Origin of the sequence: methane-oxidizing endosymbiont of Gigantopelta aegis, assembly GCF_016097405.1 — a bacterium.
Lineage (GTDB): Bacteria > Pseudomonadota > Gammaproteobacteria > Methylococcales > Methylomonadaceae > Methylomarinum.
In genome coordinates this window covers 1,037,092-1,050,263 of sequence record NZ_JAEHGD010000001.1, presented here as the reverse complement: position 1 = coordinate 1,050,263, position 13,172 = coordinate 1,037,092, and the positions used below count along the sequence as shown (strand labels likewise).

The window sequence follows — 13,172 nt, the reverse complement described above, 5'->3', positions numbered from 1 at the left end:
AAGGTCAGTCTAAGCTTCCGATACTTATGATTGTTGGTAGAGGGCTGGGTTAAAACAACCCCGTAATGACACCATCGTCGCTAATATCGATGCGTTCGGCGGCAGGGGCCTTAGGTAGCCCCGGCATGGTCATCATATCGCCTGCAATCGCAACGATAAAACCTGCGCCATTAGCGAGGCGTACATCGCTAATTTCAACCGTGTGACCTTCTGGTGCGCCTTTAGCGTTAGGGTCGGTTGAAAATGACATTTGCGTTTTTGCCATGCAAATAGGGAAATGTCCGTAGTTTTCCTGCAGAGCGTTAATCTGGTTACGAACTTTTGGGTTGGCACTAATGCCTGCCGCACCATAGAGTTTGGTTGCAATGGTTTCTATTTTATCCCATAACGGTATGCTTTCATCATAAACATATTGGAACGAGGGAGCGTTGTTATCGACAATCTCCAGCACTTCTTTAGCCAGTTCTTCCGCTCCCGCGCCGCCCTTTGCCCAGTGTTTGGAAACGACACATTTAACACCGAGCGAGGCACATTTATCTTGTAATAATTGAATTTCAGCATCACTGTCAAAGCTGAAATGATTGATGCAGACCACACAGGCCAGGCCATAATGCTCCCTGATGTTTTTAAGATGTCTTTCCAGGTTGGAAAATCCTTTTTGTAAGGCCTCCAGGTTTTCTTCGTTCAAAGCTTCGCGGGCGACACCACCATGAAATTTCAGGGCGCGAACGGTGGCAACCAAAACAGCGGCGGAAGGCTTTAAGCCTGCCATTCGGCATTTGATATCGATAAATTTTTCAGCGCCAAGGTCGGCACCAAATCCGGCTTCAGTGATGGCATAATCGGCCAGTTTCAATGCTGTTTTGGTCGCAGTTACGGTGTTACAGCCGTGTGCGATGTTGGCGAAAGGGCCGCCATGAATTAAGGCGAGGTTGTTCTCCAGTGTTTGTACCAAATTGGGCTTGATGGCTTCTTTTAACAGTGCGGCCATCGCACCATGTGCCTTCAGGTCCCGTGCGTAAATTGGCGTGACACGGTCGGATTTATAGCCGATAACGATGCGGCCCAGGCGTTCCTTGAGATCGGAACGGCTTGTCGCTAAACACAGGATGGCCATGATTTCAGAGGCAACGACGATATCGTAGCCGTCTTCCCGACAATAGCCATTGGCAGGTCCCCCCTGGCCTACCGTGATTTTCCGCAGTGCCCGGTCATTCATGTCGACGACACGTTTCCAGGTGATACGTCTTGAGTCGATACCCAGCGCGTTACCGTGGTTGATATGATTGTCGATCATGGCAGACAGCAAATTATGGGCGACGGCAATAGCGTGAAAATCACCGGTAAAATGCAGGTTAATATCCTCCATCGGCACGACTTGCGAATAGCCGCCGCCGGCGGCGCCGCCTTTCATGCCAAAACAAGGGCCTAGCGAGGGTTCACGCAGGCAAATTACGGTTTTTTTGCCCAGCCGGTTCATGGCGTCACCTAAGCCGACCGTCGTTGTTGTTTTGCCTTCACCGGCCGGTGTCGGGCTGATGGCGGTCACCAAAATCAGTTTGCCATCGGCGCGGTCACTCAATTGTTTGACATATTCTAGCGATACTTTTGCCTTGTAATGGCCGTAAGGGTCAAGGTGCTGAGCAGGAATGCCCAGCTTTTCAGCCGCCAGTTCGGTAATCGGCCGCATTTTGGCCTGTTGTGCAATTTCAATATCAGACATAACAGTTCTCCGTTAGATTTAGTCGTTGCGGTAAACAGGAAAACGCGAACATAACAAGCTGACTTTTTGTCGTACATCAGCAATGACGTTGTCGTCGTCAATATTTTCCATGACATCACACATCAATGCGGCAATTTCGCGCATTTGATCTTCTTTAAAGCCGCGTGTTGTTGGTGCAGGTGTGCCGACACGAATACCGCTTGTCACAAACGGAGATTCTGGGTCATTGGGAACGGCATTTTTATTGACGGTGATATGGGCTTTACCTAATGCGGCATCGGCTGCTTTGCCGGTAATGCCTTTGTTAATCAGCGATACCAGCATCAGATGGTTGTCTGTGCCGCCGGAAACGACATCAAAGCCGCGTTTGATAAAGACTTCAGCCATCGTCTGGGCATTTTTGATGACTTGCTGTTGATATTGCTTGAATTCGGTCGTCATGGCCTCTTTGAAAGAAACCGCCTTGGCTGCAATCACATGCATTAGCGGGCCGCCCTGGATGCCCGGGAATATATTGGAATTCAGTTTCTTTTCCAGGTCGGGGTTGCTTTTGCATAAGATCAAGCCGCCGCGCGGGCCGCGTAATGATTTATGCGTGGTGCTGGTGACCACATCGGCGATAGGCACCGGGTTGGGGTAAAGGCCGGCAGCGACAAGACCTGCAACATGCGCCATATCGACAAATAAATAGGCACCAACTTGATCTGCAATATCTCGAAAGCGTTGCCAGTCCCAAATTCGGGAATAAGCCGAAAAGCCGGCGACGATCACTTTAGGTTTGTGTTCTTGTGCCAGCCGTTCGACCTGGTCGTAATCAATTTCACCGGTCTCAGGGTTTAGCCCATATTGAACGGCGTTGTAAATCTTGCCGGAAAAATTGGGCTTTGCGCCGTGCGTCAAGTGGCCGCCATCGGCCAAGCTTAACCCTAAAATGGTATCGCCGGGCTGGATGAGCGCCATAAATACAGCCATATTAGCTTGTGAGCCGGAATGTGGCTGTACATTGGCATAATCAGCATCAAACAGCTCTTTGGCGCGGTCGATAGCCAGTTGTTCGACGACATCGACATATTCGCAGCCACCATAATAACGTTTGCCAGGATAGCCTTCGGCATATTTATTGGTTAGTAATGTGCCTTGGGCTTCCATTACGCGCGGGCTCGTGTAGTTTTCCGAAGCAATTAGTTCGATATGGTCTTCCTGCCGCTGACTTTCTTGTTCAATAGCGCGATGAAGTTCTTCATCAAAATCGGCAATAGTCATGGATTGTTTAAACATTAATGTCTCCTGATTTAAATTTTTTAAAAGTTATTTAAGGATGAAACAGTGCGATTTGTACGTCGGCGACATTGGTGCCGGTGGCCCCGGTCTGAAGCAGGTCATGGGATTGTTTCAGGGCGTGGTAGGAATCATTGTTCTCAAGCCATGTTGCCGCATTGGGGATACGGTTTATGGTTTGCGGGTCAACCACGGCACCGCTGGCGTCGGTCGGGCCATCACGGCCATCTGTGCCTGCGCTTAAAAATACCCAGTTGCCTTGTAATTGTAAGCGTTTGGCCATCAACGCAAAAGTTAAAGCCATTTCCTGGTTGCGGCCGCCTTTACCCGTGCCGATGAGGGTGACGGTGGTTTCGCCGCCGGTAATGATCGCTGTTTTTGTTGACCCTATTATTTTTTTGTTTTTAGGGGCTGTTGCCATTTCACATAGGTAACCATAAAAGGGGATAACAGGAACAGCCCCTTTGTCTTTAATTTGAAGACGTAATGCTTCACTGTCATAGCCTCTGTCAGCAACTATATAGTCACCTTTTGGGAGCTCTGCAACTAATTTCGGTGCTTCTTTACAGTCATGAACTTCGCCGCCTGTCACTGAGAAATGAATAGGAAGACCACAGGCATCAACGGCCATATGAATTTTACTGGTGTTCCCGGCGACAGATTTCCCTATCGCTGTTTCTTGTTCACAGGCCGCACCACTACTATGCTGATGTGCTTTCACAATACTCCCATCAATAAATTCCCATTCCAGGTCTGGATCAACAACCAAGGCGTTAAAAATACCCATCAGTTTTTCTTTACGAGACCAGTCATTGAATCGTTTATATACCGCATTCCAATTACCAAAAGCCGTGGGTAAATCTCTCCAGGGACAACCTACTCGCAAGCGATAAAAATACCTTCGACTGTTTTTCGAAGACAAGGTTTGTCATAAATTCCCATTTAATACACCAGTCCACTAGTTTTTCGGCTTCGCGGCGGCAGTTTCCGGTGACTGGGTAGTTGTAATGTATAACACGGTATCCTAGCGACTGCGCTTTTTGGGTCATGCTCTTGATGCAGGTCATGTTGTCGCCGATCAGCGTGTTTTGAGTGGTGTTGAAACACGGATGATTTAATTTAGGCGTCTCCGGAATGCGTCCGTTACGACCTTTAATCAAGTGCTGTTTAACTGAATCGGGTACTTTATCCCAGATATTTAGCTGATGCAATATTGTGATGGCTTCGGAAAATGTGGATGCATCGGCATAGCTTGGGCCACTGGCTATGACCGATAAGTCATTGTCCGGAACATCGGAAAGAATCAGGCTGTGTAATGGATGTGGGGCAACGTATTGCGCTAATTGTCCGCCCTTGATGGCTGAAAGATGTTTGCGGACACAGTTAAGCTGATAGATAGTGGCGCCATTATCCATCAATAAGCGCGTGCTCATACTCTTATCGCCAAGTGTCAGTCCTGGTGCAGGGTAGGGCAACATCGCAGAAGCGCCGCCCGATAACAAGAGGAGAACATGGTCGTGTGGGGCTAAGTGTTGCAGATTTTGCAGTACCCGTTTTCCTGCTTTCAAGCCGGCTTCATCAGGAAAAGGATGGCCGGCCGCGATAACTTGAAAATGCGCGATTGGGCGTAAGTTTTCCGTGTTAGTCACCACGATGGCGGATTTTATTTTTTCAGGATGGATGATGTGTTGTGCCGCTGCCGCCATGGTGCAGGCGGCTTTTCCAACGGCGACAAGGTGCACAGCAATTGATGTGTGGGGTAATTCATTGCTGTGCCGGGCAACACCTAAGGCATTGGCTAAATCGTGCAAATGCCGCTGAACGGCATGGCCCGGGTGCGCGGCCAGAACCCCGGCCTCAAACAAGGCGACAGCGTCGCGGCGTAATTGATTGAGAATGGTGGGCATAAGCCTTATCAGGCCATTTCTTTTGCCAGCTGAAAAATTTCTTCAGCATCCAAAATGAGTTGGTTGTCTTCAAACAATTTGGCAATACACGCCCTGTGCAAAGCCAGTTTCAAGGTTCCAAAGCCAATGGCTCCCCAGATGATTTTGCCGTGGCGGTTCTGGCCTTTGTCCATCATGTCAGTGCCACCGATACCTAAAGGCGGCGTGGCATTGGCATCGGCCATCATTTCTAGTGCTGGATTGTTCTGCCAGTGTTCGGGCTTTAATAATTCAACGCCGGCAGCGCCTGTGGCCAGAACAATATTAGCCTCGGCTATGGCTTCGGCACGCTCGTCTGGCGTTGCCGCTTCTATTGGTGTTAAATCGACACCAAACCGCTCTTTCATGGCGTAGCAAGCCTGTTCCGCGTTGAAAATATGACGCGAGGTTATGCTGACTTCGGCACCTTCCTGCGCCAGCATAACCGCCGCGCGTTGCCCGACAGGGCCGGTTCCGGCCAGAACGATCGCTTTTTTACCTTTCAGGCTGCCGCTACTGGCAAGCTTGGCGACGGCCGCCGCCGCTGTGGTATTGCTGCCATTGCTGTCCAGCATAACCGAAACTCTGAAATCCATAAAAAAGAACGATTGGATCGCATTGAAAAGTTCCTGGCCTTTTGCCATTTGACTGCCACCTACGAAAATGGCGGTATTTTTTTTTGCTTTGGGCGGACGGGTAAAAATACAGCCTTCAACCAAAGACCGTACATTTTCTGGTGTGACACCGCCATGCGTAATCACATGGTCGGCCCCGCCATCATAAGCAACTACCGTATCAAAGCTAGCGGGATGGGTGTCGGTGTCAAACTGGAATAACAGTTTTTTCATGAAAATACCTGACAGTAATACGCAACGTTATATTGCGAGATGACAAAATGTAACTATTATACAATATATCTGAAGCTTAAAAATGGCATTGAAGGCCGCTTGAGCGCGGATTGGACGCTTTGCAGTCCGCTAAAAATATGTCATATTGTGGCAGAACTAGGAGGTTGTCGGGTTTAAGGGTTCGAAACGAGACGCATGGGAAATTGGTCGCAGTAGAATCCTTCTAAATCCGACAGCCTCCAAATGTAGAGGTTGATTGATCAGCCTGAACCTAAGCCCAGGAACGAGGGAAGATTAACGTCATGAAAACCCCAATTGATATTGCAGTCACAGGTGCGGCTGGTCAGATTAGTTATTCATTACTGTTTCGTTTGGCAGGCGGCGCTCTGTTTGGACAGGAGCAGCCGATTAACTTGCGTCTTCTGGAGGTGACGCCCGCCATGGATGCGCTGCGGGGTGTGGTCATGGAATTAAATGATTGTGCCTATCCGTTATTGCACAAAATTGTGGTGACCGATGACCCCGCAGAAGCCTTCAAAAATGTCGATTATGCGTTTTTGATTGGGGCCAGGCCGCGTGGCCCAGGTATGGAGCGGCGTGACCTGTTGGAATCGAATGCCGAAATTTTTGCCACGCAAGGGCGGATTTTGAATGATGTTGCGCATCGGCAGGTCAAGATTCTAGTGACTGGCAATCCCGCGAATACCAATGCCTATATTGCGATGAACAATGCGCCAGATTTGGCGCCGGAATGTTTTAGCGCGATGACCATGCTCGATCATAATCGCTCAATCAGTCAGTTGGCTGAAAAATGTGGCGTAACCTGCAATGAAATCAAAAATATTGTGGTCTGGGGCAATCATTCCGCTACCCAATATCCCGATCTACATTATGCAAAGGTAAAAGGTCAGCCTGCGCTGACGCTGGTCGGTGAGGATTGGTTTGAAAATTATTTTATCCCGACCGTACAGCAACGGGGTGCGGCTATTATCAAGGCGCGCGGACAGTCGAGCGCGGCGTCAGCGGCAAATGCCGCGATTTGTCACATGAGAGCCTGGGTCAGGGGTACCCCGGAAGGTGATTGGGTGAGTATGGCAGTTGCTTCGGATGGGAGTTACGGTATTGAAGAGGGGCTGGTATTTTCCTATCCTGTAACGGTCAAAGACGGCCAAATCAGTATTGTGCAGAATTTGCCTATCAATAAATTCAGTCGTGACAGGTTGCAGATTACCGAGGCTGAGCTCAAAGAAGAGCGCAACGCGGTTCGGCATCTATTGCGATAGTCTGTGCGATGGGGTAATTAAAGCCGACTGAGCAGGTTTTTAGTCCTTAGCAAACGCAAAAAAACAGGCTACACCCGTTAAGGTGCAGCCTGTATCACAGGAGAGAAATCTCGCTACAACAAAACTAAGGTCTGGTTTTATAGGCGGAATTACTGCTGTCCTCTGCGATCAATTGCTCTGCTTTTACATATTTGGTATGTTCGGAACTTTTTACTGCATACATAACGCCAGCAAAAACAACAACTAATCCAGCAATATAAATCCAAAATTTATCAGGTCCATTATTTTCTTCGCTCATGTTATTTACCTCACGTTGTATTGTTTTTGTAAAGGAGCAATAACAATACTAAAGATAGGGTTTTTGTTTTTTGATTTAGATCAAGTTTTGTTGTTTTTGAAGGGCGGGTATTTTGAGGTTGGATGATAAGCAGGGCTGTGTGTTGTATTCATTTGCTGCAACAGTCCTATTCGATGCCGATTTATGCGGTACCACCACCGATTTTTTTAATCCACTGAGCGCTTTTATCAATGAGTTCTTGATAGACCGACTCCTGGCTGCGCTTGAGGCGCTTTAATAGTTTAAATGAATGATCGGCGCCTTCGATGACAACTAGTTCCGGTGGTGGATTCAGGTTTTCCAGAATGGGTTTGAAAACAGTCAAATCACAGAGCGAATCCCGGCTGCCTTGGAAAAACAGCATGGGCGAATGGATGGCGGTAAGCTCCTGGCTGCGGGGCTTTTCAGTTTTTCCCGGGGCGTGTAGCGGATAGCCATAAAGAATCAATCCACCAAAACCATCGATTTTTGCTGCCAATAATGTGGCATAGCGGCCGCCCATGCTTTTACCGGATAAAAACAGTTTTTCCCGCGGCGCTCCCGTTTGTGCCATGACCGCATCAATTACCGCCAGCCAGGTATCTTCCAGAACCGTCGGTGTATTCGGTGCCGTGCGGCCTTGTTCCAGATAAGGAAAGTTGAACTTGACTGTCATGATGTCATGCTCGGCGATACCATTATGCAGGGCGGTGATAAACTCAGAATGCATGTCCTTGCCAGCGCCTGGCGCAATCAGCAGGATATGCTCATAATGATCGGGAATATGCCAGATAGAGCTGACGACGGCTTTTTCATTGACGCGGATTTTATGGGTTTCTGTATTCATTGTGATAAAAAAAGTTTGACGAATTTAAAATCTACTTTATAATACGCGCTCTTTCTTCGGAGCGGTAGTTCAGTTGGTTAGAATACCGGCCTGTCACGCCGGGGGTCGCGGGTTCGAGTCCCGTCCGCTCCGCCATTTCATTCTAACCGTCATGCAGGGTTTTCACTGCGGATAAAAAAACACTCAACGTCCAGTTGATTCTGTGTTTCTTCCATTAAGGCTTTAATGCCAAATTGTTCAGTTGCATTATGTCCTGCCGCTAACATGGTTATACCGTGTTCCTGGCTGTCATGCCAATCGTGTTCACTCATTTCGCCGGTAATAAAAACATCCAGATTCGCTTCAACAGCTGTTTTCCATTCGCTGTTTGCGCCGCCGGTGATAATGCCGACCGTGTTTACCAGGCGGTGTTTGTCGGTGGTTGCCATCATGACCGGATGGCGCACAACCGTTTCCAGTCTTTCTGCCAGCGTGAGTGCAGTAACAGGTGTTTTCAACACGCCTTTAATGCCGGTGCTGACACCTTTATAATCACCGAAAGGTTGTTGTTGCTCGCAGTTTAACAGATGCCCTAAGACCGCGGCATTGCCAATATCGGCATGGCCATCTAAAGGTAAATGGTAGCCGAATAAATTGATATTGTTTTTAATCAACGGAATTATTCGTTGTCCGAAGACACCTGTGATGGGTTTGGCGCCATGAAAAGACCAGAATAAACCATGATGTACCACTAGGGCATCGGCGTTGTGTTCTTTCGCCTGTAAAATGCTGGCACGGGTGGCCGAGACGGCAAAAGCGATGGTCTCAATGTGATCTGTACCTTCAACTTGCAGACCATTGGGGCCATAGTCTGGATACTGCTCGGGATGCAATACTGTGGCAAAAAAAGCCTCGAGTTCTGTGCGTGTAATCATGTTTGTGATAAATAGTGTCGCCAGATAGTTTTAAAGGTTTGGGTTAGGCTGGGGTCGTTAGTGTTTACGCGTTGAGTGATTTGATCGATAGGCGACCAATGGCCGTCATCAATTTCATCCGCAGCCAGTTCAAACGGCCCGTCATGTACACAATGATAGACCTGAATGAACTCCATGCCCAGTGCGGGCGTTGGCTCGAGTTTGAATAGTAGGGTGAGTGCTTCGGTTTGAATGCCTAGTTCTTCATGCAGTTCCCGAACAGCCGCCATGTCATAGTTTTCACCTTTATCGACATGGCCGGCGGCTGATGTATCCCAAAGCCCTGGGTTTAAATCTTTTGTTAGCGAGCGTTTTTGTAAAAACAGCTGATTTTGGCTGTTGAACACCAGAATATGCACGGCCCGGTGTTTTAAGTTATGCCGATGAATAAATTGGCGGGGTTGGTGCTCAATAATGCTGTCGTTGTCGTCAACGACGGCTAAAAGTTCATTGTTGCGCATGTTTATTCTCGATTCCTGCTCTCTGCTCGTGTAAGGTAGCCGTTTTGATTTGTTTTTGCAAAAAACCCATGGCGAGAAGAAGCGAACACACACAAGCTGAAATTAAGGCAATGATGTTAAATGCGGCCGAATCCATTGTGGCCAAAGAGGGTGTTCAGGCGTTGAAAGTCAGAAAAATTACCGCTGATATCGGTTACACCGTCGGCACTTTCTATATGATTTATGATAGTCTGAGCGAGCTGATGCTGGAATTGAAAGGCCGTATTTTGGATGATCTTGCCGCAGAGCTGCAGGCGGTTAAACTGGCAGATGATGATCCTGAACAGGCTATTATCGCCTCGGCTAGACGTTATTTGATGTTTGCCAATCAGCATTACCATCGTTGGAGCTTATTGTTTGACCCGCTGCAACCGGATAAAGACGGATTGCCTGACTGGTATCAGCAAAAAGTGGATGTCTTGTTTGCTAATATTGAGCGACTGTTTCAGCGGATGACGCCTGAGGCAACTGAGGAGCAGGTCAAACAGGGGGCGCGGGCGTTATGGAGTGGTGTACACGGGGTTTGTGTATTGTCGTTGACAGGTTCATTGGATGCTGTGGGTGTCAATACGATTGAGCATACGCTCGACTTGCTGGTACAAGACTTTCTGTATGGCTGGCGGCATCGACATCAATGCTGAGGCTTACGCTATAATAGTCGTTTTGGATTGAAAAGCAGCTATGTCTGAAAGCGGACACATCGCCATTATTGGGGCGGGGCCTGCGGGTGCTATTGCGGCGGCTTGCCTGCTGCAAAAAGGCCATCGTGTAACCCTCATCGAGAGTCAGCAATTTCCACGTTTCAGTATCGGTGAAAGCCTGTTGCCACAATGCATGGAATTTATCGAACAGGCTGGGATGTTACCGGCGGTCGAGCAAGCCGGATTTCAGCTGAAATCCGGCGCCGCTTTTTTGCAGGGCGAGCGACAGACCGAGTTTTGTTTTTCGGATAAATTTGGACATGGTTTTGACAGTACCTTTCAAGTTCAGCGTGACCGGTTTGATCATGTACTGGCGCATGAAGCAGAAAAAAAAGGGGCGGAGATACGCTGGCGACAGCGAGTAATTGCGGCTGATTTTGATGCTGGCAAACCATGCCTGATGATTCAAACCAATTCCGAAGCATACCGTCTGGAAGCTGATTTCGTATTGGATGCCAGTGGTTTTGGCCGGGTTTTGCCAAGGCTTTTAGGACTTGAAAAACCGTCTAACTTCCCAATTAGACAATCGATGTTTAGTCATTGTGAAGACCGCATCCGTGACTCAAACTATGATCGCAACCTGATTCGGATTATCGTGCACCCTGAATGCCGGGATGTCTGGTATTGGCTGATTCCGTTCAGTAATGGCCGTGTCAGTGTGGGCGTGGTGGCTGAGCCAGGTTTTTTCGACCGCACCGACACTGATGCTGCGATCTTGTTTCAGGATATTGTGCAGGAAGAGCCGGGGCTGGCGAAATTATTGGAAAATGCGGTTTGGGATACGCCGGTCAATAGCCTGACAGGCTATAGCGCTAATGTCAGTCGATTGTTCGGCCCTGGCTATGCCTTGTTAGGTAATGCTGGCGAATTTTTGGATCCGGTATTTTCTTCCGGCGTTACCATTGCAATGAAATCGGCTGTGTTGGCCGCCGATGCGGTAGATTTACAGCTTAATGGTGAGGCAGTGGATTGGCAAAAGTCCTTCGCTGAACCGCTACAGAAGGGCGTCGATGTATTCAGAACCTTTGTCCGCGCCTGGTACGAGGGTGGTTTGCAGGATGTTATTTTTTATCAACGTCAGCAAGCGAATATTAAACAAATGATTTGTGCGATTTTGGCTGGCTACGTCTGGGACGAAGAGAATCCTTATGTCAAAAATGCCGAGCCTCGGCTTAAAACACTGGTGGAATTATGTCGCCTGTAAATTATTATTTGAATGCTATGGGCGTGGTGTCAGCGACAGGCTCAGGTCAGGCACTGTTGCATAAAATTCAGTGTGGCGATCGCAGCGGCTTGCAACGAACCGAATATTACAGCCCGGGACGGCCAGTTTTTGTGGGTCGTATTGAAGAGGAATTGCCTAAGATTCCAGCCCAATACAGGCTTTACGATTGTCGCAACAACCAATTATTGCTGGCGGCGCTGGCGCAAATCGAAACAAGTATCGATAACCTAAGACGGCAATATTCGTCCGACCGTATCGGTGTCGTTCTCGGCACCAGCACCTCTGGTGTGCGAAATACCGAACGGGCGTTGGCGGAGGTTGCGCAAAGTGGACAAAAACCCGCCTGGTTTCATTATAAACAGCAACAACTGGGGGCAGGAGCCGATTTTCTGGCGCAGATTGTGGGGGCGAAAGGGCCGGCATTTGCCGTATCAACAGCTTGTTCATCTAGTGGCCGCGCCCTGGCATCGGCACGGCGACTGTTGGCGCTGGATTTATGTGATGCAGTTATTGTCGGAGGCGCAGATAGTTTATGTCGCTTTACCGTCAATGGTTTTATGGCATTAGAGTCGGTTTCTGCAGGGTTATGTAAGCCATTTGGCGCACACCGGGATGGTATTAACCTATCTGAAGCAGCGGCATTGTTCATCTTGAGCAAACAGCCAGGGCCGGTTAAATTGGCTGGCATCGGGGCTAGCAGTGATGCCTATCATTTTTCTGCACCCGATCCATCTGGAGAGGCAGTGATAAGCGCTATCCGAATGGCTCTAAGCCAGGCTAAGCTAGCCCCAGAGCAGATTGATTATGTTAATTTACATGGCACGGCGACACCATTAAATGATGCGATGGAAAGCCAGGTGATGGCCATGATATTTGGCGATAAGACCCCCGTCAGTTCTAGCAAGGGAATGACCGGACATGCTTTGGGCGCTGCTGCCGCACTTGAATTGGCCTTGTGCTGGCAGTTGCTGAGGCAGGGTGAAACGCTATTGCCGCCGAATATAAACGGTGATCAAATCGATCCGGAGTTACCGCTTTTAAACTATGTTCAGCCAGGGCTAACTAAACGTGTCATGCATTGTCAAAGCCATTCGTTCGCCTTCGGTGGAAACAATATCTCGATCATTATTTCACGTCATGAATGATTTTGACATTGATGCGTTAGTTCCACACAGCGGCAAAATGTCATTGTTGAATAAGGTGCTGGATTGCGATGAAGAATCACTGTGCGCACAGGTTGTCGTGCGACAAGATGGCTTGTTTGATCGAGGGCAAGAGGTTCCCGCTTGGTTAGGGATTGAATATATGGCGCAAACCATTGCTGCGTTCACCGGCGTTGAAGATCACAGGGCCGGAAGGCCGGTGCGTTCCGGTTTTTTGCTAGGAACGCGGCGTTATGAATCAGACCGGCCATATTTCAGGGTTGGTGAGGTATTGACGATTAAGGTGACAAAGTTGATGCAGGATCAGGCGTTGGCTGTGTTTGAGTGCACGCTGTCAGGCGATGGCGTGCAGGCGAGTGCCAAACTGAATGTCTATCAGCCGCCCGCAACAACACAGGAGCAGGTGTAAA

At 48.8% G+C, this 13,172-nt stretch carries 12 protein-coding genes, 1 tRNA gene and 3 pseudogenes; 6 read left to right on the top strand and 10 right to left on the bottom strand.

All coding sequences use genetic code 11. The annotated features are described in order from the left end of the window. Positions 1–49: 49 nt before the first annotated feature. The 6 genes and pseudogenes from JEU20_RS05210 to JEU20_RS05185 form a co-directional block, all read right to left on the bottom strand. Positions 50–1,723, bottom strand: a complete 1,674-nt coding sequence (locus JEU20_RS05210; protein WP_198243959.1) for a formate--tetrahydrofolate ligase — start codon at positions 1,721–1,723, stop codon at positions 50–52. Between the two features lie 18 nt (positions 1,724–1,741). After that, on the bottom strand, positions 1,742–3,001 hold the full coding sequence (gene glyA, locus JEU20_RS05205) for a serine hydroxymethyltransferase (protein ID WP_198243957.1): 1,260 nt from the start codon (positions 2,999–3,001) through the stop codon (positions 1,742–1,744). A gap of 34 nt (positions 3,002–3,035) precedes the next feature. Beyond that, a pseudogene (locus tag JEU20_RS05200) lies at positions 3,036–3,362 on the bottom strand (MOFRL family protein); the annotation flags it as partial. A gap of 81 nt (positions 3,363–3,443) precedes the next feature. Beyond that, positions 3,444–3,943: pseudogene (locus tag JEU20_RS05195) on the bottom strand (IS5 family transposase); the annotation flags it as partial. A gap of 227 nt (positions 3,944–4,170) precedes the next feature. Then, positions 4,171–4,908 (bottom strand): annotated as a pseudogene (locus tag JEU20_RS05190) (DUF4147 domain-containing protein); the annotation flags it as partial. Between the two features lie 8 nt (positions 4,909–4,916). Continuing rightward, a complete protein-coding gene (locus JEU20_RS05185; protein WP_198243955.1) occupies positions 4,917–5,774 on the bottom strand; it encodes an NADP-dependent methylenetetrahydromethanopterin/methylenetetrahydrofolate dehydrogenase in 858 nt (285 codons plus the stop codon). A 302-nt stretch (positions 5,775–6,076) separates the two neighbouring features. Between JEU20_RS05185 and JEU20_RS05180 the strand changes: the two genes are divergently transcribed. Then, positions 6,077–7,057, top strand: coding sequence for a malate dehydrogenase (locus JEU20_RS05180; RefSeq protein WP_198243953.1), 981 nt, complete (start codon positions 6,077–6,079; stop codon positions 7,055–7,057). Between the two features lie 124 nt (positions 7,058–7,181). On the opposite strand, the gene JEU20_RS05175 is transcribed toward JEU20_RS05180, so the two are convergent. Then, positions 7,182–7,355 carry a hypothetical protein gene (locus JEU20_RS05175; protein ID WP_198243952.1) on the bottom strand — a complete coding sequence of 58 codons (174 nt, stop codon included), beginning with the start codon at positions 7,353–7,355 and terminating at the stop codon, positions 7,182–7,184. Positions 7,356–7,536: 181 nt separating this feature from the next. Then, the gene (locus tag JEU20_RS05170) at positions 7,537–8,220 is read right to left on the bottom strand and encodes an alpha/beta hydrolase family protein (RefSeq protein WP_198243951.1); all 684 of its coding nucleotides are present in this window, start codon (positions 8,218–8,220) and stop codon (positions 7,537–7,539) included. 58 nt (positions 8,221–8,278) lie between these two features. On the opposite strand from JEU20_RS05170, the gene JEU20_RS05165 reads away from it, so the two are divergent. Continuing rightward, positions 8,279–8,355, top strand: a tRNA-Asp gene (locus JEU20_RS05165). Positions 8,356–8,369: 14 nt separating this feature from the next. Here the strand turns inward: JEU20_RS05165 and JEU20_RS05160 are convergent. Both JEU20_RS05160 and JEU20_RS05155 read right to left on the bottom strand, forming a co-directional pair. Beyond that, positions 8,370–9,134 carry a Nif3-like dinuclear metal center hexameric protein gene (locus JEU20_RS05160; protein WP_198243950.1) on the bottom strand — a complete coding sequence of 255 codons (765 nt, stop codon included), beginning with the start codon at positions 9,132–9,134 and terminating at the stop codon, positions 8,370–8,372. Beyond that, entirely contained in the window at positions 9,131–9,634 is a 504-nt protein-coding gene (locus JEU20_RS05155; RefSeq protein WP_198243949.1) for an NUDIX hydrolase, read from the bottom strand. The genes JEU20_RS05160 and JEU20_RS05155 overlap by 4 nt, the downstream gene beginning before the upstream one ends. Before the next feature lie 68 nt (positions 9,635–9,702). On the opposite strand from JEU20_RS05155, the gene JEU20_RS05150 reads away from it, so the two are divergent. The 4 genes from JEU20_RS05150 to JEU20_RS05135 are packed head-to-tail and all read left to right on the top strand — an operon-like array spanning position 9,703 to position 13,171. After that, positions 9,703–10,314 (top strand): TetR/AcrR family transcriptional regulator, encoded by a 612-nt coding sequence (locus tag JEU20_RS05150; RefSeq protein WP_198243948.1) that lies wholly within the window; start codon positions 9,703–9,705, stop codon positions 10,312–10,314. Between the two features lie 40 nt (positions 10,315–10,354). After that, positions 10,355–11,578, top strand: coding sequence for an NAD(P)/FAD-dependent oxidoreductase (locus JEU20_RS05145; RefSeq protein WP_198243947.1), 1,224 nt, complete (start codon positions 10,355–10,357; stop codon positions 11,576–11,578). Beyond that, complete coding sequence (locus tag JEU20_RS05140) at positions 11,566–12,744, top strand: beta-ketoacyl-ACP synthase (protein ID WP_198243946.1); 1,179 nt, start codon at positions 11,566–11,568, stop codon at positions 12,742–12,744. Before JEU20_RS05145 ends, JEU20_RS05140 begins: the two co-directional genes overlap by 13 nt. Next, positions 12,737–13,171: a hotdog family protein gene (locus tag JEU20_RS05135; protein WP_198243945.1), complete on the top strand. Its 435-nt coding sequence runs from the start codon at positions 12,737–12,739 to the stop codon at positions 13,169–13,171. The genes JEU20_RS05140 and JEU20_RS05135 overlap by 8 nt, the downstream gene beginning before the upstream one ends. The last annotated feature ends 1 nt before the right edge of the window (position 13,172 follow it).